Below are 26,267 nucleotides of genomic sequence, written 5' to 3' on the forward strand. Positions count from 1 at the left end.
CTAATCTCTCAGTTATTGCTAGTACAGCGATTATAGCTATTGGAGCTTTTTCACTTGTTCAATCAAACTGTCCAGACCCTTATCCGCCAGATACGGCCCATAGTTCCAGTAATTCCTGGACACGTTGATAATTCGATTATGTTTGATCGCGGGAATGCTCTGATATACCGGTTCCTCGAACAGTTCCATCATCTGATCCATCTCTTCATCTTCCATCTGAGTGAAGAAGTAGTCGGCAGGCTTGTCTGCCAGTTTTTCCAAGGACAGCACTGTGCCGCCATCCGAATAGATTTTATACTGCTCAGGCATGGAGAAACCAAAATCCTCATAGATCAGCTTGCCCAACGTACCGCCCTCGCCGCCAAGCAATACCTCTTTATTGTAGATCACAAACGACATGGCTGTTGTGCCCGGATTAATATTAATGTTCAGTTCACTGCGAATGCTCTTCAGTTTCGCTTCAAACTTCGCAATCCATTGCTCGGCTTCATCCTTACGATCCATAATATCCCCCATCGTTCTCAGGGTATTAATGACATCTGGATCACCGCCCCAGGCCACCGTAATCGTTGGTGCGATTTTGGCATACGTATCTACAATTTCCTTGCTTGTGTAGTCCGGTACAATGATCACATCCGGTTCCAGACCTGAGATCATTTCAACGTTGCCGTTGCCTGATCCGATATCCGGTACACCAGCCATTTCTTCTGGATACAGTTCAAGTGTCTCCGTATTGACTCCAGCCGGTTTCACACCCAAAGGTAATAAATATCCACCATATGTAATGACCACAGGTTTGGAAGGCTGCGCCGGAATCTCAACCTTTCTTCCTGTAGCATCTGTATACGTTCGAGTAGATTCCTGTACCGGTTCTGCACTCGTTGCAGGCTGTGACTGTTCAGTTCCCGCCCCGCATGCTGCGAGCAGCAGCGATAAACTAAATAATAAACTAACCGCCAATGTTGGCTTAAAACGAAGGTTCAACTCGTCCACGCTCCATGTGTTGTATTGATAATGATTATCGTTATTACCAATATAACTATCGATGATCCTGTCATCAATGAACGATTCAGACTTCTTATTCGTACGATTTGAACCTTTGATTCGATGACTGTGCATTTTATACTGTGCTGGCGTCTCACCTGTTATACGTTTGAAAATACGGCTAAAGTAGTACAAATCCTTGTAACCAACACTTTCAGCCACCTCCCGGATCTGTGCTTCCGTCTCGGTCAGCAAACGTTTCGCTCGCTTGATTCGAGTCTGAATGACATAGTCCATGGGACTGCATCCGTACTTGCGTTTGAATACCCTGGCCAGATAATGCGTGCTGTAATGAAAATGCGTAGCCATATTTTCCATGGAGATAGAATGAGCGTAGTGCTCCTGAATGTAGGCTTCGATCTGCTCCGCCAGCTCCAGCGATTCGACCTGCCGCTGACGCGCCATCTTCCACTGGCGAAAGTGCTCATACACCAATTGATAGAACAATCCTGTCACCTGTAACCGATCCAGTTCATCACTAGAAGTCCAAGACTCCGCCATTTTTTCCACAATCGTAAGAAGCGTTAATGGGTATGATGCTGCAAAATAATAGGGTTCTCCTCCCTGAAACGCATTCACGCCTCGTATACTTCCATCTTCCGATGATTCAAGAGGTAACGGGGCTGATTGCGGTTTATATAGCAGTAAATAATAATCTAACGGTTGCTTCATACAACGAATCCGCAATGACGTACCTTTTTCACCATGCAGAATGAGTGTTTGATCCGATGTAAATCGGTTTATCCCGAATTGAATGTCTGCTTCGCCTTTACTTAGGATCAAAAAAGCCGGAGCCGGTAAAATGGTTGTCGATAACTCTTGTTCTGAATGCAATACGTTATGGCGGATATCGATCAGTTTCACTTGATTGTTATTCCACCACCGAATGGCTTCTGACCATTCTTTCATGTTGAACCACCTCAAAATGATCATTGGACTTTGGTTCCTGCATGTCCGATTTCATCCTTACCATACTAGAGTGCTCAACGTTTTGTCCAGTTCGTCTATTATGTAAGCTTTGACTTATAATCGTAATTTTTACAATTAATTAACCTAAAGCTAACGCTCGTTTAGCAATTGCCCTATACACTGGGTTCTGGGACTAACTATACATATTTATTAGGAGGATGTTCATGTTAAATCGCTTCAATACCCGTGCAGTCAAAATGATGCTCGCGGTCACCACCATTGTTACAGCTACGCTGGGAGGCAGTAGTGCAGCTTGGGCTGCGGAAGACGGTACTGCAACAACTTCTGCATCACCTATCAAAAATGTAATCATTCTTATTCCTGACGGTATGGCTAATGATGCTACTGCACTGGCTCGTTGGTATAAAGGTTCATCTCTGACCATTGATACCATGGCAAGCGGTATGGTTCGTACACACTCTGCGGATGCGCCGATTGCGGACTCGGCTCCTGCAGGAACAGCCTTTGCAACAGGATATAAATCTCATACCGGTTTTGTCGGTGTTTTGCCGGACAAGGCTACCATGCCTGGAGAAAAACCGATTGCAAAAGGCGACGAAAGAAAACCAGTGGCTTCCGTATTAGAAGCTTCCAAACTTGCGGGTAAATCAACGGGTATTGTAGCTACCTCCGAAATTATGCATGCAACACCGGCAGACTTCTCTGCCCATTATCCTGATCGTAAAAACTACGATGCACTCAGCAAACAACAAGTCTTCAATGGCATCGATGTTGTACTGGGCGGCGGCAGTAAATATCTGGAACCGGCTGGACGCAAAGACGGTAACAATCTCGTTGCCTCCATCAAAGCACTCGGCTACGATTATGTAACTACACCTGCGGCGATGAAAGCATCAACTTCCAACAAACTGTGGGGTATGTTCTCTCCTGCAGGCATGTCATACAACATGGATCGTGATCCAGCCAAGCAACCAAGTCTGGCGCAGATGACATCCAAAGCAATTGAAGTTCTCTCCAAAAACGAGGACGGTTTCTTCCTGATGGTCGAAGGCAGTAAGGTAGACTGGGCTGCTCATGCCAATGATCCGATTGGGATTATCAGTGACGTGCTCGCTTTTGATGATGCTGTAAAAGTAGCGATGGACTTCGCCAAAGCCGATGGGCAAACTGCTGTTGTAGCCGTATCTGACCATCAGAACGGTGGACTTACGATTGGTAATGCATCTACAACAGGCACGTATGACAAAGAGCCGTTGTCCACTTTTATCGGACCTTTGAAAAAGGCTAAATTGACAGGTGAAGGTGTAGAAGCGAAACTGGATGCGAAACGCACCAACATCAAAGCAGTCATGAAACAATACTATGGCATTTCCGATCTGACTTCCGAAGAGGTTGCTGCCATTAAAGCCGCCGAGCCAGGTAGCCTGAACTATGTCGTAGGCCCAATGATCAGCAAACGTGCCGGTATCGGCTGGACAACTGGCGGACACACGGGCGGAGACGTTGTACTGTACACGTATGCTCCAAATAATGATCGTCCATTTGGTGTCATTGATAATACAGATGTAGCCAAATACATGGCACGTGTCCTCAATCTGGATCTGGACAGTGTAAGCAAGCAACTGTTCTTACCTGCCAAACAGGCGTTTACAGCCAAAGGGGCCACATACAAACTGGATCTGACGGATGTCAAAAATCCGAAGATTCTCGTAACAAAAGACAACACCAAACTGGAGTTGCAAATCTACAAAAACATTGCACTCGTGAATGGCAAAAAGACAGCTCTTGAAGGTGTGATCGTGTATAACGGTGTAGAAGCTTTTGTACCGCAGGGCGCTGTAGATCTGATCCAATAATAACGACATAGCGAATAAACAAACCCCCGAACACTGACGAGACGAACTTGTCAGGCTTGGGGGTTTGTTCTGATGATTGGATGATAGATAGAATGACTGAATGTGCGACTCTTCTTGCTTACTTATTCATAGTCAGTCAAACGATTTATTTTGAAAACGTCAGAATGCCATACTGGGAAGTGTTCTTCCAGCTGTCATTGGTGAGATCATTCCATTTTGCCGTACTTTTGTTATTGTTTCCTTGATTATCATTAATTTGAAGTTCAAATCCCATGACTTGGCCTTCCTTCGGCAGGAGGGACTGTAATCTGATCTTAGCCTCCACCTGATACCCCTTGGACGTTTTCTTCACAGCACTTTGGAGCCTTCCCGGAGAGGCACTGCCAGCAAACGTACCTACATTATCTGCACTGATCCGGAACTGGGCATCATCGTATTGATAGAACGGTGTACGCTGATGATTTTCATCCAGGAAAATCTCAACCGAATCCTGATCCCATGGATCATTAGCGTTGGTTATAATTTGTGGATCAGTGACATCAATGAACAGATATAAATCCTGACCAGACCACATCGCACGGGCCTCAGCGGATGCTCCTCCGCTCTGATTCAGTGGTGTAATATGGAATGGCGTAACCTTATTCCATTTTGCATCCTTCTCACCATCTATCGTTACTGTTCCTTGCAAGGCTTTCGCAGACTTAGGCATACTCGCAAACTGAATAACGCCATATTTGCTGGTGTCTTGATCCTGGGATAGTGTGCGGTCATTCCAGTACAGAACCTGCTGTCCTCCTGAACTGTTGTTTCCACCATCCGTCACCCGTACATCCAGGCCAACTTCACGTGCAAGTGCCCCTTGTGCATTAGTCAATGGTATGGATAATTCAACCTGATAACCGTCCGCCGCTTCACGAACGCGATACGTATTTGGCTTAGCTCCTGTCACTTTGCCTTCACGGCTTATGGTGATATGTCGATCATCTGCCTCATACACAGGAGTTTTGCCATTGTTCAGATCAACGAACAGCTCCACTTTATCTTTGGCATGTTTGGTCGTATCCTTTACGTCAACCAGAACATACATATTATTTTTATCCCACAACGTACGGAACGCCGCTGAACCCGAATTGCCTTTCAAAGCTGTGGAAACAGCCTTGTTCCAGAGTGGATCTTGTTTGGCTGCCTTCGTATTTGGTGTACCAGACAACGTAACCGCCCGGTTCGTCAAAATAGGCAGGCTTGATTCATCTGCCAACCCCCAATAGGCCGGTTTGGATTGCAAAGCACTATCGAATAAAAAGGCTTGATTGTTATACGATTTTTCATCCTGTAATCCCCATAAGGTCACCGATGAGATGACGTCACTATGTTTTTGATACAGGTCAAACAGCTCTTTATATCGGTAAGCCTGCTTCACTGCAACATCCTGAGGTAATGTCTCACCATAAGGAATTCCGCTATCGACATCCAGTTCTGTGATTTGGATATCCAGTCCAAGACCAGCAAACAGATTGATTGTTTTCTCAATCTCGTCAATCGGCGGAGATTCAAGATTATAGTGGGATTGCAGACCCACGCCATCAATCAGCCCTTTTTCTTTCAACTTTTTCACCAGTTGATACATATGCTCTCTTTTTTCAGGAATTTCGGTGAAATACTCGTTGTAGTATAATTTCGCATCCGGGTCGGCGGCACGTGCAAACTCAAACGTTTTCTCAACATAATCCGGACCAATCAGCTCGTAGAACGGGCTTTTGCGCATTCCGTTTGCATCCCCGTTACTATCTGCAATCGCTTCATTCACAACGTCCCAGGCGTAAATTTTGCCTTTATATCGTTTCATGACCGTATCTACGTAATTCTGAACCCGACTGAGTAGCAGCTCCCTGCTCGCAGGGTTGCCCTGGTCATCCTTGAACATCCACTCTGCGGCATCAATATGCCAGAGCAAGGCATGTCCACGTAAACCCATTTGATTTTTCTGTGCAAAGTCCACATATTCATCCGAGGCTTGGAAGTCATACACGCCTTTGGAAGGGGACACAAACTTCGGTTTCATCTCATACGTTGCGGTCAAACTGTTAAAGTGTTTGGTTAACAATTGACCGTAAGCTCCTTCAAGCTGCCAGCGATATACCGCGGCTCCAATCGGAAATTCAGTCTGGTACAGATCTTGCAAGGAAGGAATATCGGTCTCAATAGCGAGTGGTGCGGCTTCCTCAATTGTGAAATCATCCACATAAAATGACAATGTATCTACCGTGTCGTCGGAAACATAAGGTGTTTCAATAAAGAAATTCAACTCCTCGGGATTATCGCTGTATTGGTACGTGGCCGTAACCTTATGCCATTGCTGCCAGTCGTCTTTGGGAATCGTGACCTTGTCCAGCATGTTCCAGCTCTCTGCCCCATTCTTCTTGTACGCCGTTAGCTGAATCGTCTGATCTGAAGCTGGTTTCTCCGTAAGCCTGACATAGAATGAAATGTTATAAGTAGAATTCGGCTTCAACAGACCTTTCATTTTCAGCATCGGCCCATGAAAGGAGCGCTGACGGTTCGAGACAAGCATACTCCGAGTACCTCGATGCGCTGCCTGCTCTGAAACGGTCAAACTTTCGCTGCCAACACGCTGAAGCCAGCCTTGAAGTGTCCCATCCTCGAACTCGGTTTGAAGCACCTTTAGGTTCTGCCCAGAAACCGCCGCAGCCCCAGAACTTGCTCCCTGTTCAATCTGTTGTTCTTGCGCAAAAGCAGCCTGCTGAAAAGGAAGCGTCGTCATCACCAGCATCGTTGCCAGCAGGGTTGAACTCATTTTTTTAAACACCTTCGTCTTCATTTCATTCCTCCTCTCAATATTAACTTGTATTATACACTTTGAAATAACGCTTACATATATATTTTTGTAAATTTTTTCAATAAATTCAGATGAACTGCCTTTCTTCTTGTATAATAAACAAGAACCGACACTACGCAACTCCGAAGGAGAGAACCAACATGTTAATCAAACTCAACTGGATTACACTACGTGTGCGTAATCTGGAAGCATCGATTCACTTCTATCACAATTTACTAGGACTTACCGTTCAGCGCAGATTTGAAAGCCGTGGGCGTCAGATTGCCATGCTTGGTCTGGGTAAGACGAGTGAGACCTCACTAGAGTTAATTGAAGGTAGTGAGCAGGTATTGAAGCCGGATGCTGGCATCTCAATCGGTTACGAAGTAACGTCACTGGATGAAACCATGAAGCATCTTGAAAACATGCAAATCCCTATTCTGCGCGGACCTGTAGAGCCGAACCCACGTCTACGTTTTATCTACATTGCAGACCCGGATGGGTTCGAGGTACAGCTGGCCGAGCACCTGAAATAGGGCATACATATGAGCTCACTCAAATGACTGGAGCAGCACAGCTTGCTTATAGCTTCATGCGGCGCATCAACGGCACACCTATGCTGTTCAACAATCGGTCTAGTAATGCCCAGCACCATCGTCTGCTGAATGAGAGATGCCGGTCGTATACTGCGGAATATTCAAAATCCGCTATCGCGCCGCGATTACGTTTAAACTGCGCTGCACCAGCACTCTCATGTAGTAACACTCTGTTGTTTTGGGCTTGTCCAATGAGACAAGCGGACAACATGCGGTACAAACCGGCAGATTGGGGAATGGTGGTATCATAGCCGAACAGTGGCGTGGTCATCACACCGTTGCGGGAAAAATAACCCATCACTGCATCCAAGCGCCCTTCCTTACGCAAGCCGTGTAGACTCAATGTTCCGTTCGCTCTGGCTGTAGCAATAAAGCGCTCGTTGAACTGCGGGTTGTCATAGGAGTACTTTTCCAAATAAAGCATCCGGTATAGTTCCACAATTCGCGGGATATCTGATTCCGCAATATCTGCACCAGAAACCAATTCATAGCCATGTTTGTTCAGCAATGCCTGATCCCGTTTAAGCAACCAGCGCGACTTGGCATTGCCGAAATTCGGATCATGCGCCTGATACAGATAAATCTGCCTGCTCGGTATAGAGCGGCATCCCGCTTCCTGAAGCCCTGTTATCAGGTTCGAGTGCAGTGCGGAACTCAAAGAGCGAAAGATCACCGTATGCCCTGGATAGCGCTCCTTTACCGTCTCAAGCAAATGCGTGGCCTGCTCAGCTGTCATTGCAGGATACAGATTAGTAGATAACAGCCAGTTGTTCACATGTACAACCTTGTTGATCCGGGATTTTTTCATGCCCCAGCCTATTAAACTGAGTAGCATGGAGATTCCTTTTTCCAGCATCGGTTTCTGTAACATGATTAGTTCCTGTTTGGCGTACCGCACATAGTGAGTATACGGGGAACAGACATAAGCATTATCATATTCCTCATCATTCACGGTCACCGGCAGCACAAGATTATCTATCCGGGCAAGGAGCAACGTGGTGTTTACGTTAGTCATGTATTCTGTAGTTCCTTGCATCATCATCGGTTCTAAATACGCCCTTGCGTACCTCGCATCCTCCGTATCGGGCCAATCCATGGTATGAAGCGAATGCCGATCGTATAATCGAACGCGAGTCTCCTCATTAGCTTTACTCATGAACGTTCTCCGATTTGGTCACAAATGTAGCAATCCGTTCTCCCGGTTCCAGATTCGGCCGATCATAGTAATAAACCATGCCGAACTGATAGGTCATCTGCTTCGCCACGATATAAAATCGTTGCTCTTCAAATTCATTTTCCAGGCAGAAGACTGTACCATTCCTTTCAAAACCATACATCACCGAATTTAACTGAACGATCTCTTCTTCCGTGGCCAGTCGAAACCTTTCCACGATAAATATCGTCGCCGGACACAGAATGAACTCTACCTCATGAAAGGTGATCTCCACATTGTGATAATACGAAAAGTCAAAACTGCCTGCCAGCACCAACTGCTGGCTCTGATGCTGCATAGGCTCCGTAATGTAAAAATGCTCGATGTTACCTTCCTTCAGTTCCTGTTGCAACTGCTCTAGCTTTTGGTTCTGCTCATGGAAAGAGTCATGCCCCATTTTTGAATCAACCCTTTCTAGTCAAAAATGCCGCGAGGTGTCGATATGTAGGCCCATCTACTCTTCTGTTCACTTCTTCCAGATCCATCTCCAGCCAGTAATCTGCCTCCATCAATTCAGCCATATCAAACTTTGTGATCTCGGCACATTTGGGATGTTCAGCCGCTACAACCATCGGTCCGGGACTATCATCCCAATTAAAGCCATTCACCACGGCATGTATCAACACTTCTGAGTCCAGCATCCGAATTTTCTCACAGGCTGCATCGGAAGACTCCTCGTAAACAATGTCATCCACAATCTGTTGTTCTTCAGCCGTCAAAATCAAACGTATGGCTCCAGGTGTATCTAGCAGGATCTCCGCCATGTTTGGATTGCGCCCTCTTGCCAGGTTCCAGGCTGTAGCTAGAATGCCGTCCGGAGAATCCAGTCTCGCCCCATGTTCAAGCAATAAACGAATCGCTTCAGGCTGGTTGAACCTTACGGCTTTTTTCAAAGCGGTATCCCCGAGTTTGTCCTCCAATTCCAGTTCAGGATTGGCTTGCAGCAGACAGCGAATGCCCTCAAGAGGCGCACGATTAGTCAAGAAGAGCATAAGGGGTGTTCGTTCGCGTTCATCCCGTTCATTGACATCCAATGAGGATGAAGCTATAACTTCACAAAGATGCTCTATATCTTTGATTTTACTAATATCTGTCCAATTCAAAATGATCTCTCCTTCACTACTTTTCTATTTCTACACCTACTCTATCTAAAAATATAGATCGCTACAAGAGACCTTTGAACGCCAAAAAAGCCCGCAAAGCGAGTAATTACGCATGGACGGGCCTATTGGCATAAACCTAATATGATCGGTTAACCATCTCTTGCAAGACGAAAGTCAGACTTAGGCTGATATCGTAGGGATTGGAACAACCTTTGCCGCAAGGGATGAATCTATCTCGGATTTGTTATCTGGTCTCGAAGCATGATGATCGGACACGAGATCACCTAGATTAACAATAAGCTTCTCCAGTTCGGTGAAGCTTGCCACCATACTTTGTGTCAGATTACGTTGCTCTTCCATACTCGCCAGAATCTCTTCCGTTGCAGCACTGGATTGTTGCGTTACACTGGAAATTTCGGATACTTCATTAACCACCCGAGTCGAGGATTCCTTCATTGTTGCTGAACTTGTTTCAATTTCTGTGGCCTGAGTCAACACATTTTGTGAATTGTTGTTAATGGACTGGAATACCCGCTCCGTTGTCAGAACACTTTCTGCTCCAACTTGCAGCAACTGACGAACCCCTTCAAACCGGCTTGTCAATGCCTGCGTCTGTGTTCTCAGACCAGTGAGGATCGAAGTAATCTCACTCGCCGACTGCCCTGAGCTTTCAGCCAGCTTGCGAACTTCTTCCGAAACGACGGCAAATCCGCGTCCATGCTCACCTGCCCGTGCTGCTTCAATAGCTGCATTCAGCGCAAGCAGATTGGTTTGAGTGGCGATATCCGAGATACTGTTCAGCATTAACGTCATCGATTCACTCTGATCATTGAATTTCTTCATATCATCAGCTGTCGTGTTTATTGTCTCGTACAATTCATGCATCTGTTCGTTCAGGTGACCCATCTGAGCACTACCCGTCTGTGTACTTGAGGCCATACTTGCGGACAGCTCTTTCATCTGCTCAGAATATGACGCTACGTCCTTAATATGACGGTCAGACTGAGATAACGATTCGGAGATTTCGGCAATACTGGTCGCCTGAAACTCGACACCTCTTGCAACTTCGCTGAATCCGACCGTAACTTCGTTGGTGATGGCACCGGTCTCATCCACTTTTTGTTTCAATTGCTCCGTATAGCGGGACAACCCTGCAACAGCTTCTTTCACCCGTTGCAACATGATTTCCACGCGGGTGCGTGACTCTTCCACCTGCGCTCCCCGTGCTTCACTGTCCATGAACAATCGTTTGTTTACCCTTGACACGGTGATCATAATAATTCCGGTTACGATATACATACTGAAATTAATCAAATCGGCAAAGAGTTGCTCGATACTTGCAGATGACACAAGAACCAACTGAACCGTGAAAAAGGCAAGCATCACCGAAAAAGCAGTGTTGTAGTGCTTGCTATTCGGATACAGCAGGAGCGGTGAAACAATTAGAATGCCTTGCACGGCATTCATCGCGTCACGACTTACGTAAATTCCACTGGCGATCACCGCTACGGTCACAAACCATGGAATGATATGTATACCTTTTTTCATGAAATTGCATACAGTAACTGCTAGAGTAACTACAACGGAGAGTAGCGTGGACAGCCATAGATCGGGAACAATAATCGTAATCCCCGCGCTGATGGCCGTTATGGCCCACATCATGTAACTTACTAGTTTGTTTCTCTGCCAAGTGATCTCATCAATACGATTCATGCTTACCCCGTCCTTTATGTAAGTTAAAAAAATTAACACATGTAGGCCACTGTAAGTTTATTCTCAGTCCATAGTCCCGCTTATACGTAGTTCCGTAACTCCTGCGCCTTTAGCATAGTACATATTAACTTCATAAACGTGCAGTCAGCGCCACTTTATGTATATCGGCAATTTATGTCTAAAATTAATATGTCTTAATAACAAAATAAAATTCCCTGAATGTGCACCAAAAAAAAGAGCCTGCTCATGCGTAGGTACGCATAAAAGCAGACTCTTTACTCCATCTTTATCTTTTATAGTGATCTCATATGCCTTCCGGCTGTTACTTGCCAAATACCAATGTTGTATTTGATGATCCGGCATATTTCGTAACAAACTCACGTGCATAGGCCGCGCTTTCAACCTGATAGCTGTAGTTATTGCTTGGTCTCCAGTTGGTTTTTGGAGAAACCGGGCTGTTCAGAGCAGGGGTGCTACCTGTATCCGTAAATTCTCCTTTACCTTTGTCGTCCAGAATGCCGCCTTTTTCAGCTCCTGCACCAAAGTAGTTGTTTTCGGAATAAATACGGGCTTTTTCTCCGATCGTGATCGCTTGATTGAAGTTATTGGCGTAATTGTTTTTGATGTGGAAGAAACCATAACGCATAAGTCCAGGGCCACGTACATACAAGTTTTCGAAATAGTTATTGGACATGGTCACATGTGGCACACCATTATAACTGCTATTACCGTCATTCGGGTGTCCTAGAATGATGCCATATTTGTGATTCGCAAATTTGGAGTTACTGATCGTGATATAGTCTGCGCGGTCACCGATATACAAAAGCTTATCCAGGTCACTGCCGCCAGAACTGTAGTTATGACCCGAGAATGTAACATGGTCGATCCAATAGTTGGAGCCGGAAGTGATGTACATCTGAATATCATCGTTGGCATTGATGTTCGCAGAGTGATTAAACGTCAGATTTTGAAAGATCACATTGCTTGATCCCGAAGTGGATCTGAAGTGAATGTTCGTTAATGTATGTCTGTCAAAAGAACCTACCAATGTTTTGTTGGAACCAAATTCAACTTTTTGCAAGCTGGATGAAGAAATATTCTGTTCCACAACGACAATCTTAGCTGTAGAGCCTGCCATGTGTGTTCTCAGATCATTCAGATTACTGACATACACGACCTGACCGTTCCTGCCTCCTGTCGTCGCCGCCTTGGATACACCGTTCTCATTCTTCGCATTACCTGCAAAACCAGTCAAACCATTTGTGCCCGTGTTGGGAAAGTTAGCCGCACCATATGTAGCAGGGGCTGTTGAAACCGTTAACAACAATAAAGTGACTGCGAGTAAAAGCAATGAAAACTTCTTCAAAATATCACCATCCTTTGTAATTTGTCCCTTAAACAACTCGATTATAGCTTGTAACCTGCATTGTGACAATACCATTATTGCAAAAAGACAATTATTTTATCTTTTTTGCAACAGCAGGTCAGATATAGTGAAAAAACAGAAAGATGAGAACATGTCACATATACAACATGAACTCATCCCGTCTCTTCTAATGCATCTATTTAATTTTGATTTCGAATTGATCTTTCGCGACATCTTGTAAATTGTCATAGACCTTTCCTGGCTTTCCTTGCACCTTCAATATAATCGATTGAGGTTCATCAAGAAAATTACTGGCGAACGAATACGTCATGCCATTCCCCGTTCCTCTACCTCCATTCCTAGATAAGGTTGTTTTCTCCCCTTTTTTGGAGATCGTAACAATCTCAAACGGCTGAACGATATCGCTAATGAACGACTCCTTCTCATAGTCAAGCTTTTGTTTGGGATCATATTCAAAATGTACCCGTGTAACCAGCGGCGAAATTTCCACGTTCGAGATCAATACGTCGTACTCCCCAAACTTGAACGTTTTATTGACAGGAATAATCTCCGTTTTAGGAATAGAAAATTTCGGGTCTAATGCAACCATAACGTTCATTTTTTTAGAAAATTCGTACTTACGTTCCTGCGAATTCTCCCTCTGCTTCTCCCGTTCTATTCCATTTCCCTCGCCCTTGTCATCATCAAGGCGATCAGGAACGACAGAGGAAAGCTGAAATTCAAAATTTAATTTTTCCGGAAGCGCCGTGCTGCGACTTCGGTCAAATGTGGTACGACCTCGGAGGACATTATTCTGATCTGAGAAATGAATGCTGCTAATGCTGCCGTTATCAATCACATGTCCTGTCGAGGCATCCGTCAATTTTGTGTTCGCCATGGAATATACACCACTCGGAGTATCCGTCCTTGCTGAGTATAAGAGGATAACTCGATTCTCATCCGCCATCAACGCATCCAGCGTAAACTTGTATTTTCCCATCGTCACCGTCTGATCAACACGTTGAACATAATTATGGTTAAGAGCTGAGGTAAGGGTAGCACTCTCCTGATCTGTGCGCAGCAATCCACGAAAAGGCTCCAATCCCCCCCAATGAACTTCAGGTTCGGAAGAGGTCAACCGTTGTTGACCGAGGTCTCCAAGTGATGCGAACATAATACCCGCCACAGCAAGTGATACAGCGCATAACACTGCGATCCATTGTCCTCGTCTTCTTTTACTCGATCTACTCGTTCTGGCTTCCGCCAAGCCGCGTTGTATGGCAGCAGCCGTATTCGCCGAATCTAATTCTCTACGCTCTTTGTTAACCTCATATGCATCTGCCAGCAATGCTTTTTCCTCCGGGCTAGTGGTCATGCCAATCCCTCCTATTCTTCATCAGCTTCCGTAATTGTTCAAGACCCTTATGCTGCCATGTCTTAATCGTGCCTTCCGGTTTGCCAAGAATTGAAGCAATATCTGTAAGTGTCATATCGTTGTAGTACTTGAGCAATATTACATGCCGATACTTCGGTTTTAGTTTCAGCAAAAAGGACTGCATGGCTATACGATTATCTTGGGCACTAATCATCCACGAAGCCGGGATATTATTCTCCATGCTCTCATCCGGCTGAGGTATAGTTCGCTTGCGGCGACGTTGCTCATCAATACAGACATAAATTAAAATTCGAATGATCCATGATTTAAATGCCTTCTCGTTTTTTAGCGTACGACGTTTAATCCAGGCTCTGCAGGTCATCTCTTGTATAGCTTCCAGTGAATCCTGCCGATTCCTTAAATAGCTATAGGCAATGGATAATAACGTATCCTGATGCTCCGTAACGGAATTAATAAACGCTGATTCATCGTGCACATGTATCCAGTTCATCTGCTTCATCCCTGTCTCGCTATCCATCCTGTTCCCCTCCTTCTCTCTCTCTCTGTGGTATAAGACGGACGAACCGACCAAACCGTTTTCATTATTTTCCATACGAAAAAAAGCTCCCCATCCATAGATAGGAGCTGCTATTCCTGCACTCGTAATCGAATTACATCTACTTACAGATTACCCGTAACTTCAATCCCGTCAGCTGAAGCCAGCACGTTCCGAATCCAGGTTGTCAACGAATCCAGGAACACCCGCAGTTCCGGTTCAACAACTTCCACCTGATCCAACTCAGCTAAAATGCCCGGCCATACCTCTTTCACCATCGGATTATCCCAACAGGGATCAAACGCCTGCAGCTCTTCTCCACTTTGCGGGTCCGTTAAAGGGAAAACACGATGGATTGCCGGACGAATATGCTTGAAATCCTCATCATAGATAAACAGTCTATCCTCTTGTCTTATCTCGCGTACATCTTCGTTCAGGTATAGGGGAGATAAGGTAAACCCTATGTTCCTCTCCGGGCCTTCATACTGATAAAGGAGCACCGGAATTTTACTTTTGGCTTGTCTTTGCACAACATTCACTCCTTTCCCGGAACACCACTTCAGGCACTCACAATTCGAACCATTCAAATACTTCTGGATACTGATTCGTCACACCCTCCATCTGCTCCTTCCAGGTTTGTCCTTCCTCCCCCCAGATGTGGAACAGGCAGTAGATGTATTTTTCACCCTCCGCTACTTCATCCAAATTGTTCGCTTCCTCCAGCCATACTTCCAAAGCTTTGGGCCAGGATGCATCGTCACGCAAAAGAACAAAACCATCCATATGTTGTTCTACGCTGTACATCCTGTTATGTGTCAGCGAAGCCGCCAGTCGCGTCAAGATCTCAGTCAACCTGCCGTGCTCCTGCTCCTTCGTTCTGATCCCATACTCCCAACCCATAACGTGATTCCTCCCTCAAACATCGTTTACCGGGCTTCACTTCGCTGCACTGCGTATCCAGATTGCTGTAGTTCATCCATTGCAACGAACACATCACGCTTTGGATTCAATTCTCGGATCAGGTCAGCACTAATCGGTGCATCGTTATATATTTCAGTCACAGCAGTCAAAGACATATCCTGTATATCGTAGTAATCTTTTGCCCAATCGATGTATGATTCCGGTGTTTCCTCGATATAACCAAGCAGAAATGCTACCCCACCCTCAGCATCCGATTCGTCCTCCTGAGCCATAGCAAGTCCAATCCAACTGCCTACTTTCCACTCAGGACTGTGCCCTTCCTGCCAAATACAGAAGGTCACATCCTCTCGAGCCAGCGTTTCCTCGTGTTGATCTAACAGACGTATGAACTCCTCCGGTACCTCATCGTACATTCCCGGATAAGTTGCATCATCCTCTCGGTTATGCGGACTAAGCGGGGATTCATGATCAAACCCTTTGAGTAACGTGCCCGTATTCGTAAACAGAGCATGCAGATGGTCCCCTGCCCCGTTATCTACACTGCCCCATGCACTATCTGGCTGAAGAATGTTATGGTGATAACGATGGACACGGAGCCATTCCTCCTCTGACAGAATGATATCAAGTGCCGCAAGCGCTCTTATCCGCTGGTGCAAAATAGAAGCATTCATGATCGGTGTCCCGCTCCAATGATGCATATCCATCTCTCCTAAAAATGACTTATATAAGTATGTAGTGTAATTAAATTAATCCATGCAAGACCATGCTATAGTCGGATCAAATCCTGTACCTTGTTCTTCCCTTGGTCACTAGGTTGGATCGTAACCGATATCTGATATTCCCTTTTAAACACAGTGCAAGCATAGTTTCCAGACTTTAGTTGTAAGAAAACCCCTTGGGATAATTCATCCGGCTCCAGTTCACCGCCACTGACATCATCTGCTGCCCCTAAGTAAACTGTGCCCGAAGGAACCTGAAAATAATATACCTGTCTCGGCTCCGCTTCACTCCCGTTTTCCAAAATCGTTTCTTGCACATTCCAGTGCACTTCATACGTTCCGTCCTCACCCAGATTCAGGAACAGACAATGACCTGCGTTGACCTCCTCCAGTTCATCATCCGGGATCGACCACCAGTCAGGTGTATCCTGGAGACGATGCTCTAATGACGCCAGATCATAACAACATAATGTGGCTGTATCCGTATCCATCTGAAATGTTCCTTGCATGTTCATCCTCTCCTTCATTTTTTTATTATAACAAGCCAGCCCCACACATAAAATCGAACTCCCGAACCATCTCTGTAACGTTACTCTTCATTTCTGGTTAACAACTGACGATATATCCATAACGGAATTTTTTTGAACTTGATGGAGGAATCTATGCCAATTAATAATAGGAAAGAACCTTTTCGTTATACTCTGAAAGAACCTATGCACTTCGAAATCTATATCCTGAGCATTAATGGCATGGACGGTCCTTCCAAGCCTATTCAGGCCGAATTACGTGATATCAGTCGTTCGGGCTGTCAGCTTGCTTTTCCACTGTCCCTCCCTGTAGAAGATAACGATATTCGCATCGGCATCAACTTGAAGCTGTTTGAAGACTTATTATATATAGAGGGCACACTTCGCTGGGGGATGGAATATAACATGGTATGGCGTTACGGTGTGCAACTTGAAATCGCAGTTGAAGATCAGGATCGCCTGTCCCGGGAAATGCGCATGCTCGCAGGACAAGGTAAAATTATCGTCAAATAACCATCTAACTATGTTTCCTTTAAAATAAAACTGATTCAGATTGCACAGGCCTCTCTACAATGTACATAGAGAAATCTGCATAATTAAAATGAAAAAAGCAGTTGCTTCTCTGGATATATTCCAGGAAGCAACTGCTTTTGTTATATTGAATTATGCTTTTGCCGTGAACAACAGTTCTTGTTCCTTAACGGTTATACGACCAGCAGACTCAATAGAAGCATATTGATGCATATTGGTTATGATTACCGGTGTAATCGTTGTATAACCCGCTTTTTCAATCTCTTCCCGGTCGAATTCCATCAAGACATCACCCACAGAAACCTTGGTGCCTGCCTGAACTTTAGGAGAGAAGAACTGGCCTTTCAACTTCACCGTATCAATCCCGATGTGAATCAGCATTTCCGCACCTGTATCACTTACGAGACCAATGGCATGTCCGCTCTTCGATAATGAGAATACCGTTCCGTTGATTGGAGAAACAACGCGGCCTTCTGTCGGTTGAATTGCAAAACCTTTACCCATAATTTCTTCAGAAAACGCAGGGTCAGGAACTTCACTAAGCGGTTTCACTTCACCCGTGATCGGGCTAAATACTTGCTCATCTTGTGCTTGTGTTTCTTCCGTTACTGCTGGAGCAGTCGTTGTTGCTGACGTTACAGTTTCTGTAGAAGCTGAAGTTGCAGCTGCTTGCGGAGCATTATTTTCCTGGAATCCCAAGATGTACGTAATCAATGCTGCAGAGACAATCGCAATGACACCGCCCAGTATACCATAAATCAATGTACTGATGGACGGACTGATAAATGCTGCAAGTCCTGGCAAACCTACAAGACCTGTTAGTACAAATGCTTTTACCTTGACAATACCCATAAAGCCACCGCCAATTGCCCCACCGATGAGCGCAGCAATAAACGGTTTTTTGTATCTCATATTAACACCATACATCGCTGGTTCAGTAATCCCCATAAATGCTGTCAGACCTGTGGAATAAGCCATAGATTTCGTTTGTCCATTTTTGGAACGGAGTCCTACACCAATCGCTCCACCCGCTTGAGCCCAGTTCGCTGCAAGCATCAAAGGAATAATAAAGTCATAACCTAATGTTGTCATGGAACCAACAACGATCGGTAGCAACGCATAGTGCATTCCTGTAATAATTAGCAGTGACATTGTACCACCAATCAGAATACTTGCGAGGATAGACGCATTATCGAACAACCAAGCAATACCGCCAGACATACCATTACCGATAATGGAACCCAGTGGTCCAATCGCAATCAATGTAAGTGGAACCATGATCAGCAAGGTAACCGTTGGTACGACGATGAGTTTTACTGATGAATGGGTAATGCGGTCAACCGCTTTTTCCAAGTAAGAAGCAATCCAGATCGCAATAACAATCGGAATAACCGTTGAAGAATAGGTTGCTGCGACGACTTTAATCCCCGCGAACGATGAGTTTCCTTCTGCCAGCAAAGCTGTTATGGTTGGATGCATAATTCCGGCTGCAAGCGCTGCACCGATATACATATTACTTCCCAATTTCTTAGCAGCACTGATGGCAAGAATGATTGGCAAGAAGTAGAAAGCACCGTCACCAATCGCAGATAAGATAACATAAGTTGAACTCTTATCGGACAGCCAGCCAAACGCTACAAGGATCGCCACGATCCCTTTGATCATACCTGCGCCGGTAATCGCCGGGAGGATTGGAGTAAATACGCCTGAGATGAAGTCAAACAGGGCACTTATTGGATTTCTCTTTTGTTTCGGGCCTGTAGAAGCCGTAGAAGATCCGGCATTTGCACCTTTGGACATGTTGCCTACCAGCGCGTTGTATACCTTCGGTACATCGTTACCGATGATGACCTGGAACTGTCCGCCATTCTCCATAACACCCATAACTCCAGGTGTGTTCTTTAATGTTTCTTTGTCAGCTTTTTTGTTGTCATTCAAGTTAAATCTGAGTCTTGTCATACAGTGGGTCACTTGATCCACGTTTTCTTCGCCACCAACAAGCTTCAGAATATCTTTGGACAATTGTTGTTTATCCATTGTGTTTTGCTCCTTTTATGTGTATTGAAGGTTTAAAAAAAACCTAAACACCGATCCATGACAAAGCATAACAGCTTATCATGTTTCAACGTTTAGGTTTTGCCTTTTTTGCAGTAACAATCCCAAATTATTCGATTGTTTGTTCATTTCGGACAATACGTTCGATGTGGATCGTGAGATACAACACTTCTTCCTTCGACAAGACCCGATTATAGATTTTACGTGTATAATCGTTAATCTTGACTGCACAAGCATGTGCTTCCGGATATTGTTTACTCACCAGATCATGAAGCGGATTATCCTCTTCCTTGTCTTCAATCGCTGTACCTTGCAGTACCCGTTGAGCGAAGAACTTCAAATGGGTCAGGAATCGGTAATAACTTAGTGAATCTTCGTCGAGCTCGATCACGAAACTGCGCCGAACGATGTTGAGAATATCCTTCACGATATTCGTAATGCTGATCGTTTCTCTCATCTCACCATTCATCTGGGCGTTAACCAGATGCATCGCGATGAATGCACATTCGTCCTCGGGAAGAAGAACACCTAGCGTTTCTTCAATAATCTGCAATGCCTTGAGACCGATCGCATATTCCTTCCGGTACATACGCTTGATTTCCCAAAATAATGCATTGCGGATCTGCAATCCTTGACGATGTCGGTCAATAGCAAAATGAATATGATCCGTCAGTGAAATGTAGATGCTTTCATGAAGCTTCTCACCCAGTACCGTCTCAGCGTAACGAATAATCTCATCCGAGCATTCCACATATTCCACCGGAATATCAGACAGAAGCGTCTTCAATTTCTGAGATACTTCTTTACTTTCGAGCGAAAATATTTTTTCGACGAGACTCTCGTCGATGAATTCACCAGTATGCTTTTTGAAGGCAATTCCACGCCCCATAACGACCAGTTCGTTACCTCCCGGATCAATTACAGTGACTACATTGTTGTTGAGCACCTTCTCAATTTTCATTTCTTCACATCACCTTGCACCGTCAAAGTAGTAAAAGGCAAAACCAAAACAGGTCATGAAGTATGCCTGCCTCTGGTTTTGCCTGATTGAACAGTAACAATCCAGTATTCTTTAGCCTTGGGCCTATCTTACCATATTAAATCGCATGTGACAACGTTTTTCTGAAAGCGGTTAATGTGCGTTAATGCGACATAAAAGGCACTCATACAACAATGACTTTGGAATTATGCTTTTGCATTATTATCAACAAGACTTGCGCCATTTGTACTAATAACTTCTTTGTACCAGTGGAACGATTTTTTCTTATAACGGTCCAGTGTACCAGAACCATCATTATTACGGTCTACATAAATGAAACCATAACGTTTCTTCATCTCTGCTGTAGATGCACTTACCAAGTCAATGCAGCCCCATGACGTGTATCCCATGACTTCGACACCATCTTCAAGCGCTTCTCCAACTTGCACCAGATGATCATTCAAGTATTGAATGCGGTAGTCATCATGGACTGTTTTATTGCCGTTCTCATCCGTAATCAATTCATCGACGGCACCCAAACCATTTTCGACAATAAACAATGGTTTCTGATAACGGTCCCAGTATTTATTGAGGGTTACACGCAAGCCCTGAGGATCAATCTGCCATCCCCATTCGCTTGCTTTCAAGTAAGGGTTCTGAACTCCTGCAAACAGGTTTCCTTTGCCCTCTTTACGTTTCTCCGGATCACCGGTCTCACAGATACTTACATAATAGCTGAAGGAGATGAAATCTACGGTGTGCTTAAGAATTTCCGCATCCCCGTCTTCGAACTTAATGTTGATGTTATTCGCTTTGAAATAACGATTAATGTATTTCGGATAATAACCACGTGCATGGATATCGGCGAAAATATCATTACGTTGCTCTGCGTGCATCGCTGCAACAACGTCGTCTGGATTCGGTGTGAGCGGATATGTCGGCATGCTCAGCACCATGCACCCGATTTTCGCTTCCGGCATAATCTCATGGCCCAGTTTGACAGCAAGCGCACTGGCTACCAATTCATGATGGATCGCTTGGTACAGATCCTGCTTGGACAATTCGGATTTCGGTGTATAGATACCACCACTCATGAATGGTTCTTCCAGAATGGAGTTGATCTCATTAAACGTCAACCAGTATTTCACTTTGCCTTTGAAACGGTTAAACAGCACAGTGACATAACGTTCGTAAAACTCGATCATTTTACGGTTAACCCATCCATCATAGGTTTTAGACAAATGTAGCGGCGTCTCGTAGTGAGAGATCGTTACGAGCGGTTCAATGCCATATTTGTGACACTCATCGAACAGGTCATCATAGAATTGCAGACCTTTCTCGTTCGGCTCCAGTTCGTCCCCTTTTGGAAAAATGCGAGACCACGCAATGGATGTACGGAACACCTTAAAGCCCATCTCAGCAAACAGTTTGACATCCTCTTTGTAGCGATTGTAGAAATCAATACCGATCAATTTCAAGTTATCTTCGGTAGGGCCTTCGGTTCTTGGAGTTGTAATACCATGCGGCATAACGTCCTGTACAGACAGACCTTTGCCATCCGCATTATAAGCTCCCTCAAGCTGGTTGGCCGCTACCGCGCCGCCCCACAGAAAATCCTTCGGAAATGGTGTAGTCATTTGCGTTCATCCTCTCAACATTGAATGTCTATATAAATTGAACTAAAGATTTTACACAATCCACTCCGATGACAGAATAACCTTCTAATCGCTGTTACCCCCAGATTTTTTCGATTCCCTTTTCCAAAGGGGAAAATCCGGTGATAAAGGCGACCGCTCCGCTTTTCCAGGTTTTTTCTGTCCTCTCCGTTCAAGTGTAAATAAATAGTTCAACTTATATAAAATTTATTTTATATCCGTTCCAAACTTTATTTTGTGCCCACTTGCTCAAGTCGCTGCATGATTTGCTTAAGCTGTGCACCTGTTACGATTTGCTTCATATCAAACTTGCCTTTGCTCACACCCGTCATTACACCAGCACGAGCACTATTCTGAATCGCCGCATATGCCCAATGCTTACTGTCGACATCGCCAAACATCAGCTCCACTGAATCTGTAGCAGGCTTCCAATCCTTATTAGTCAGGATCTGGTCTACAATAACTGCCATCTGCGCTCGTGTTACTTCGCTCTCTGGAGCAAACATTTGATTGCCAATGCCTTTCATCAGTCCCGCCTTAGTCACCTTCGTAATGGCTTGAGTAGCCCAGTCCGGAGCGCTGTCCATATAAGGATAATCCTCAGTTGCTGCTGGAAGTTTTAGAGCATCAGCTAAAACGACTGCGATTTGCGCACGAGTTACAGGTTCCGTAGGTTGTACATCATGCTCTGATGAACCTCCGGTCTGCTCTCCAGCTGTACCTTTATGAAGTTTGAACAGACTCGCGATAACCTCTTTATTGTTGAAAGCAGGTACCCATGACCAATGTTTCAAACCTCCATAGAATCTGTGACTATTCATGTATGCATCATCGTATAAAGTTAAATGCACCTGTTTAGCACCCATTTCCGTCAATGCCTGATAAGCAAGTGAACTAGTACGACTATCTGTTGTTGGATCATTTTGAGCGTGCATAATCCACATCGGCACATCCACAATGCCTTTCAGTTCTTGCTTGAATGCATCAACGGAACCCGTATAGTCCGCAACGGTATCTTTGGCAGCAACGATAATTGCTCCAGCAAACAGGTCAGGATACTGCATCAGGAAGCGGAATGCACCTCCACCGCCACTGGATACACCAGACAGATAGATCCGGTCAGGGTCTACTTCACCTTCGGTAACAAGCTTTTGAATCAACTCAACCTGAGCTTCAAAATATGCCTTCATTATTGGTAGTTGCTCTGCATTGTTGTAAATTTTGAAGCTGTAATTCTCAGGATATTGCACCGCCAGTACAGAAGTATCATACCCTGATTCCGTCCAGACTACTGCACCGCGATTAGCGGTTAAATGATTGCGTCCGTCCGTTCCAACTTCACCACCGCCGTGAAGCCATACCATAAGCGGCTTCGCTTCCTTGGAAGGACTGCGTTTCAGGTTATAAGATAGCGTTACACCATTGCTAGCTGTGAATTGTGCTTTTTCAAACTCATCCACGGTACGTGTTTTCACCTGAGTAACACTTTTTTTATCAAAAGAAAGTTCTGGATACGTTTTGCTGGTTACCGCAAACTCGGATTTCAGGCCTCCAGGATATTTGAAAGGTTTCACGGTCATGTGGATCGTATGATCCTTCATGGATAACGTAATGCCATCATCTTCATAGTTGTCTTGCACAATTTCTCCTGCAGCATTTAACGGATAACCGTCATAATTCCCTGTAATATCAAAGTCCGATGCCTTCAGATTTTTGTATTTTTCCACGTCTGAAACCGTAATGTCGAAAGATTCGACCATCTCACCCGGATCACCAACAAACGTATTCGCCTGAATTTGCGTCACTTGTGCGCTTGCTGCACCTGTTGTCCCAGGCCAGATCACATTTAGACTCAGCGTTAGTGCTAACATACAGGAAACGTGTTTGATGCCTTTGTTCCACTTCTTCAAAAGAACCCCTCCAGCTCATGTGATGTTTGATTGCAAAGTAAAAAGCGGACAAGCGCCAACCAAAAGGGTTGTATGAAGCGAAAGCTCATATCACACTTTTAAGTCAGGTTTTGCCCGCCCCTGTGCGGTAACAATCCTAAGAATGTCATCGCTGAATATCAGATCTTTGTTTCAGGTGTTTACAGTTGCTCACCATTGCTGGCAATCACATTTTTGTACCAATCAAATGAATCTTTTTTGGAGCGTGCAAGTGTTCCGTTACCTTCATCATCGAGATCCACGTAGATAAAGCCATAACGTTTGGACATCTCGGATGTCGACATACTCACGAGGTCAATCGGGCCCCATGCCGTAAAACCAATCAGCTCAACGCCATCTTTGATGGCCTCTTTCATCTGTTCGATGTGCTTTTTGAGGTAGTCGACGCGGTACGAGTCATGGATAGATCCATCCTCTTCCACTTTGTCATACGCACCCAGACCATTCTCTACGATAAAGAGTGGCTTTTGATAACGATCCCAGAAGTTGTTCAACGTTACGCGCAGACCGATCGGGTCGATCTCCCAGCCCCAGTCTGATGCTTCCAGATAAGGGTTTTTCACGCCGCCTGTCAGGTTACCTGCTGTCTCAGCCGCATCCGCAGAAGCCGACTTGGTCACAGACATGTAATAACTGAAGGAGATGAAATCTACCGTGTTGTTCAGCAAAATCTCATCATCGCCTGCTTCTTTTTGAATGACAATGTTATTCTCATCAAAATAACGCGCCATGTAGTTCGGGTATTTACCACGAGCGTGCATGTCCGTGAAGAAGAGGTTAAGCTGATTCTCATGCTGAGCCAGTTGAACATCTACCGGATTACAAGTCGCTGGATAAGTTTCCATACGTGCAAGCATACAGCCCACTTGGGAGCCAGGGATAATCTCATGTGCAAGCTTCGTCACCATAGCACTTGCTACAAATTGATGATGCAATGCTTGATACGTTGTTTGCAGCTTATTGTCCACTTTATCAATTAGAATACCGCCGCCAGTGTACGGACTGAACACCATCACATTGATCTCGTTAAATGTCAGCCAGTATTTCACTTTGTTTTTATAACGGTTGAATACCGTTTCAGCGTAACGAACATAATGTCCGATCACTTCACGGCTTGCCCAGCCATTGTATTTTTGCGTCAAACCAAGCGGAGTCTCATAGTGAGACAGTGTTACGAGCGGTTCAATGCCGTATTTATGCAATTCATCAAATACTTCATCATAGAATTTCAAACCTGCTTCATTTGGCTCTTGGTCATAACCGTTCGGGAAAATACGTGCCCAGTGAATGGACAAACGGAATACTTTGAAGCCCATTTCTGCGAATAGTGCGATATCTTCTCTAAAACGGTGGTAGAAATCAATACCGAAACGTTTCGGGAAACGTTCTTCAATTTTGCCAGCAAGAATCTCTTCGATTCGGGAAGAGGAAATTTCCATGGCATGTCCACCCGTGCGCTTTTCTTTTGGCACATGAGCGATCATGTCCGCTGTGGAGAGACCTTTTCCGTCCTTATCGAATGCGCCTTCCAGTTGGTTCGCAGCTGTAGCGCCGCCCCACAGGAAGTTTTCAGGGAATCCTTTTTTTGCCGTGGTCATCATAACAACCTCTTTTCGAAATAATTTTTGGTTTTCCATACGTAAGAGCAACTCCAAAACAGAGCAGAAAACAAGAAAAACCTAAACTCAGGGTAAAATAGCACCAAAAAAAGGGGCTTTCATTTCACCATCAGTTTAGGTTTTGCCTGTCTGCACAGTTACAATCCATCAAAAGATGTTATAACGTATTCTGTTGTTTTGCTCTTGTGATGTAAGCGTAACATATTTATTTTGTAAAATCAAATTCACCAAAACTATGCGACCTTCGGCCACAATAAGATCACCTAACAACGTATTTATAATAATTTTTATCTTATTTCTAACATCATTTCTGACATCATTTCTAAAACTATTTCTAACGTGGCATTCGCAAAATTGCTGCCCGTAGGGCATTGGTTCCTTCCTCCGTTTCCAAATAACTTGCAGGACTTTGGTCCCCCAGAGCTGGAACCTTTTTATCTATCCATTTCAATGCGGAATCTTTCATTTCACATAAAAGTACCCGGCTTATATCTTCTGGAATTCCTTTTACTCTTGCCTCTACTTTCCATTCAGTGGGTAATGTAGCGTACCATTCATCAAATAGTTCAACGAAGGTATCCCAATGCTCCTGTTTAAATGCGGACAAATACATATCTTGCATACTCATGTAACATTTCTCCTTCTCATTAAGATATGTAACCCCCTGGTCCTATCTCAGAGAATTCATCCTTAAGCCGCTTGTAGTCGCTGTTATAACTAGTAG

22 protein-coding genes are annotated in these 26,267 nt (G+C 44.7%); 3 read left to right on the forward strand and 19 right to left on the reverse strand.

Annotated features, from left to right (window positions below; translation table 11 throughout):
• Positions 1-36: 36 nt before the first annotated feature.
• Complete coding sequence (locus tag MKY23_RS20765; RefSeq protein WP_339831897.1) at positions 37-1,953, reverse strand: helix-turn-helix domain-containing protein; 1,917 nt, start codon at positions 1,951-1,953, stop codon at positions 37-39.
• 224 nt (positions 1,954-2,177) lie between these two features.
• On the opposite strand from MKY23_RS20765, the gene MKY23_RS20770 reads away from it, so the two are divergent.
• Positions 2,178-3,830 (forward strand): alkaline phosphatase, encoded by a 1,653-nt coding sequence (locus MKY23_RS20770; protein ID WP_339831899.1) that lies wholly within the window; start codon positions 2,178-2,180, stop codon positions 3,828-3,830.
• A 145-nt stretch (positions 3,831-3,975) separates the two neighbouring features.
• Here the strand turns inward: MKY23_RS20770 and MKY23_RS20775 are convergent, their stop codons facing one another.
• The gene (locus MKY23_RS20775; protein ID WP_339831902.1) at positions 3,976-6,669 is read right to left on the reverse strand and encodes an endo-1,4-beta-xylanase; all 2,694 of its coding nucleotides are present in this window, start codon (positions 6,667-6,669) and stop codon (positions 3,976-3,978) included.
• A gap of 158 nt (positions 6,670-6,827) precedes the next feature.
• Between MKY23_RS20775 and MKY23_RS20780 the strand changes: the two genes are divergently transcribed.
• A complete protein-coding gene (locus MKY23_RS20780) occupies positions 6,828-7,202 on the forward strand; it encodes a VOC family protein (RefSeq protein WP_339831904.1) in 375 nt (124 codons plus the stop codon).
• A gap of 46 nt (positions 7,203-7,248) precedes the next feature.
• Here MKY23_RS20780 and MKY23_RS20785 read toward each other — a convergent pair whose 3' ends face one another.
• The 11 genes from MKY23_RS20785 to MKY23_RS20835 form a co-directional block, all read right to left on the reverse strand.
• Positions 7,249-8,418, reverse strand: coding sequence for a GNAT family N-acetyltransferase (locus MKY23_RS20785; RefSeq protein ID WP_339831906.1), 1,170 nt, complete (start codon positions 8,416-8,418; stop codon positions 7,249-7,251).
• Positions 8,411-8,872, reverse strand: coding sequence for a hypothetical protein (locus MKY23_RS20790; protein ID WP_339831908.1), 462 nt, complete (start codon positions 8,870-8,872; stop codon positions 8,411-8,413). Before MKY23_RS20790 ends, MKY23_RS20785 begins: the two co-directional genes overlap by 8 nt.
• Before the next feature lie 7 nt (positions 8,873-8,879).
• Positions 8,880-9,578 (reverse strand): DUF4274 domain-containing protein, encoded by a 699-nt coding sequence (locus tag MKY23_RS20795; RefSeq protein ID WP_339831910.1) that lies wholly within the window; start codon positions 9,576-9,578, stop codon positions 8,880-8,882.
• Positions 9,579-9,758: 180 nt separating this feature from the next.
• Positions 9,759-11,291, reverse strand: coding sequence for a methyl-accepting chemotaxis protein (locus tag MKY23_RS20800; RefSeq protein ID WP_339831912.1), 1,533 nt, complete (start codon positions 11,289-11,291; stop codon positions 9,759-9,761).
• Between the two features lie 322 nt (positions 11,292-11,613).
• A complete protein-coding gene (locus MKY23_RS20805; RefSeq protein WP_253499955.1) occupies positions 11,614-12,642 on the reverse strand; it encodes a pectate lyase in 1,029 nt (342 codons plus the stop codon).
• A gap of 211 nt (positions 12,643-12,853) precedes the next feature.
• On the reverse strand, positions 12,854-14,032 hold the full coding sequence (locus MKY23_RS20810) for a DUF4179 domain-containing protein (RefSeq protein WP_339831914.1): 1,179 nt from the start codon (positions 14,030-14,032) through the stop codon (positions 12,854-12,856).
• Positions 14,022-14,570 carry a sigma-70 family RNA polymerase sigma factor gene (locus MKY23_RS20815; RefSeq protein ID WP_339831917.1) on the reverse strand — a complete coding sequence of 183 codons (549 nt, stop codon included), beginning with the start codon at positions 14,568-14,570 and terminating at the stop codon, positions 14,022-14,024. The genes MKY23_RS20810 and MKY23_RS20815 overlap by 11 nt, the downstream gene beginning before the upstream one ends.
• Positions 14,571-14,713: 143 nt before the next feature.
• Entirely contained in the window at positions 14,714-15,118 is a 405-nt protein-coding gene (locus tag MKY23_RS20820; RefSeq protein WP_154957881.1) for a hypothetical protein, read from the reverse strand.
• Positions 15,119-15,155: 37 nt separating this feature from the next.
• Positions 15,156-15,488, reverse strand: a complete 333-nt coding sequence (locus MKY23_RS20825) for a hypothetical protein (protein ID WP_154957882.1) — start codon at positions 15,486-15,488, stop codon at positions 15,156-15,158.
• Between the two features lie 26 nt (positions 15,489-15,514).
• Positions 15,515-16,207, reverse strand: coding sequence for a hypothetical protein (locus MKY23_RS20830; protein ID WP_154957883.1), 693 nt, complete (start codon positions 16,205-16,207; stop codon positions 15,515-15,517).
• Positions 16,208-16,275: 68 nt separating this feature from the next.
• Positions 16,276-16,737: a DUF6386 family protein gene (locus MKY23_RS20835; protein WP_154957884.1), complete on the reverse strand. Its 462-nt coding sequence runs from the start codon at positions 16,735-16,737 to the stop codon at positions 16,276-16,278.
• Between the two features lie 153 nt (positions 16,738-16,890).
• Here MKY23_RS20835 and MKY23_RS20840 point away from each other — a divergent pair, with 153 nt between their 5' ends.
• Complete coding sequence (locus MKY23_RS20840) at positions 16,891-17,268, forward strand: PilZ domain-containing protein (RefSeq protein WP_090915162.1); 378 nt, start codon at positions 16,891-16,893, stop codon at positions 17,266-17,268.
• A 150-nt stretch (positions 17,269-17,418) separates the two neighbouring features.
• On the opposite strand, the gene MKY23_RS20845 is transcribed toward MKY23_RS20840, so the two are convergent.
• The 6 genes from MKY23_RS20845 to MKY23_RS20870 form a co-directional block, all read right to left on the reverse strand.
• Positions 17,419-19,323, reverse strand: a complete 1,905-nt coding sequence (locus MKY23_RS20845) for a beta-glucoside-specific PTS transporter subunit IIABC (protein WP_339831924.1) — start codon at positions 19,321-19,323, stop codon at positions 17,419-17,421.
• Positions 19,324-19,450: 127 nt separating this feature from the next.
• Positions 19,451-20,302, reverse strand: coding sequence for a PRD domain-containing protein (locus tag MKY23_RS20850; RefSeq protein WP_090915167.1), 852 nt, complete (start codon positions 20,300-20,302; stop codon positions 19,451-19,453).
• 224 nt (positions 20,303-20,526) lie between these two features.
• Positions 20,527-21,957, reverse strand: coding sequence for a glycoside hydrolase family 1 protein (locus MKY23_RS20855; RefSeq protein WP_090915169.1), 1,431 nt, complete (start codon positions 21,955-21,957; stop codon positions 20,527-20,529).
• A 248-nt stretch (positions 21,958-22,205) separates the two neighbouring features.
• On the reverse strand, positions 22,206-23,885 hold the full coding sequence (locus MKY23_RS20860; RefSeq protein WP_154983287.1) for an S-layer homology domain-containing protein: 1,680 nt from the start codon (positions 23,883-23,885) through the stop codon (positions 22,206-22,208).
• 179 nt (positions 23,886-24,064) lie between these two features.
• On the reverse strand, positions 24,065-25,522 hold the full coding sequence (locus tag MKY23_RS20865; protein WP_090915671.1) for a 6-phospho-beta-glucosidase: 1,458 nt from the start codon (positions 25,520-25,522) through the stop codon (positions 24,065-24,067).
• A gap of 355 nt (positions 25,523-25,877) precedes the next feature.
• Positions 25,878-26,171 carry an antitoxin Xre/MbcA/ParS toxin-binding domain-containing protein gene (locus MKY23_RS20870; protein ID WP_339831929.1) on the reverse strand — a complete coding sequence of 98 codons (294 nt, stop codon included), beginning with the start codon at positions 26,169-26,171 and terminating at the stop codon, positions 25,878-25,880.
• Positions 26,172-26,267 lie beyond the last annotated feature (96 nt).

This window comes from Paenibacillus sp. FSL R7-0272, assembly GCF_037969905.1.
Classification (GTDB): Bacteria; Bacillota; Bacilli; order Paenibacillales; family Paenibacillaceae; genus Paenibacillus; species Paenibacillus polysaccharolyticus.

Bases quoted from the DNA above. Each gene is read 5' to 3' on its own strand.
- MKY23_RS20765 (WP_339831897.1), bottom strand. From the start codon at position 1,953: ATGAAAGAATGGTCAGAAGCCATTCGGTGGTGGAATAACAATCAAGTG.
- MKY23_RS20870 (WP_339831929.1), bottom strand. From the start codon at position 26,171: ATGAGTATGCAAGATATGTATTTGTCCGCATTTAAACAGGAGCATTGG.
- MKY23_RS20855 (WP_090915169.1), bottom strand. From the start codon at position 21,957: ATGACTACACCATTTCCGAAGGATTTTCTGTGGGGCGGCGCGGTAGCG.
- MKY23_RS20850 (WP_090915167.1), bottom strand. From the start codon at position 20,302: ATGAAAATTGAGAAGGTGCTCAACAACAATGTAGTCACTGTAATTGAT.
- MKY23_RS20865 (WP_090915671.1), bottom strand. From the start codon at position 25,522: ATGACCACGGCAAAAAAAGGATTCCCTGAAAACTTCCTGTGGGGCGGC.
- MKY23_RS20775 (WP_339831902.1), bottom strand. From the start codon at position 6,669: ATGAAGACGAAGGTGTTTAAAAAAATGAGTTCAACCCTGCTGGCAACG.
- MKY23_RS20815 (WP_339831917.1), bottom strand. From the start codon at position 14,570: ATGGATAGCGAGACAGGGATGAAGCAGATGAACTGGATACATGTGCAC.
- MKY23_RS20845 (WP_339831924.1), bottom strand. From the start codon at position 19,323: ATGGATAAACAACAATTGTCCAAAGATATTCTGAAGCTTGTTGGTGGC.
- MKY23_RS20830 (WP_154957883.1), bottom strand. From the start codon at position 16,207: ATGCATCATTGGAGCGGGACACCGATCATGAATGCTTCTATTTTGCAC.
- MKY23_RS20780 (WP_339831904.1), top strand. From the start codon at position 6,828: ATGTTAATCAAACTCAACTGGATTACACTACGTGTGCGTAATCTGGAA.
- MKY23_RS20825 (WP_154957882.1), bottom strand. From the start codon at position 15,488: ATGGGTTGGGAGTATGGGATCAGAACGAAGGAGCAGGAGCACGGCAGG.
- MKY23_RS20785 (WP_339831906.1), bottom strand. From the start codon at position 8,418: ATGAGTAAAGCTAATGAGGAGACTCGCGTTCGATTATACGATCGGCAT.
- MKY23_RS20840 (WP_090915162.1), top strand. From the start codon at position 16,891: ATGCCAATTAATAATAGGAAAGAACCTTTTCGTTATACTCTGAAAGAA.
- MKY23_RS20800 (WP_339831912.1), bottom strand. From the start codon at position 11,291: ATGAATCGTATTGATGAGATCACTTGGCAGAGAAACAAACTAGTAAGT.
- MKY23_RS20810 (WP_339831914.1), bottom strand. From the start codon at position 14,032: ATGACCACTAGCCCGGAGGAAAAAGCATTGCTGGCAGATGCATATGAG.
- MKY23_RS20835 (WP_154957884.1), bottom strand. From the start codon at position 16,737: ATGCAAGGAACATTTCAGATGGATACGGATACAGCCACATTATGTTGT.
- MKY23_RS20770 (WP_339831899.1), top strand. From the start codon at position 2,178: ATGTTAAATCGCTTCAATACCCGTGCAGTCAAAATGATGCTCGCGGTC.
- MKY23_RS20790 (WP_339831908.1), bottom strand. From the start codon at position 8,872: ATGGGGCATGACTCTTTCCATGAGCAGAACCAAAAGCTAGAGCAGTTG.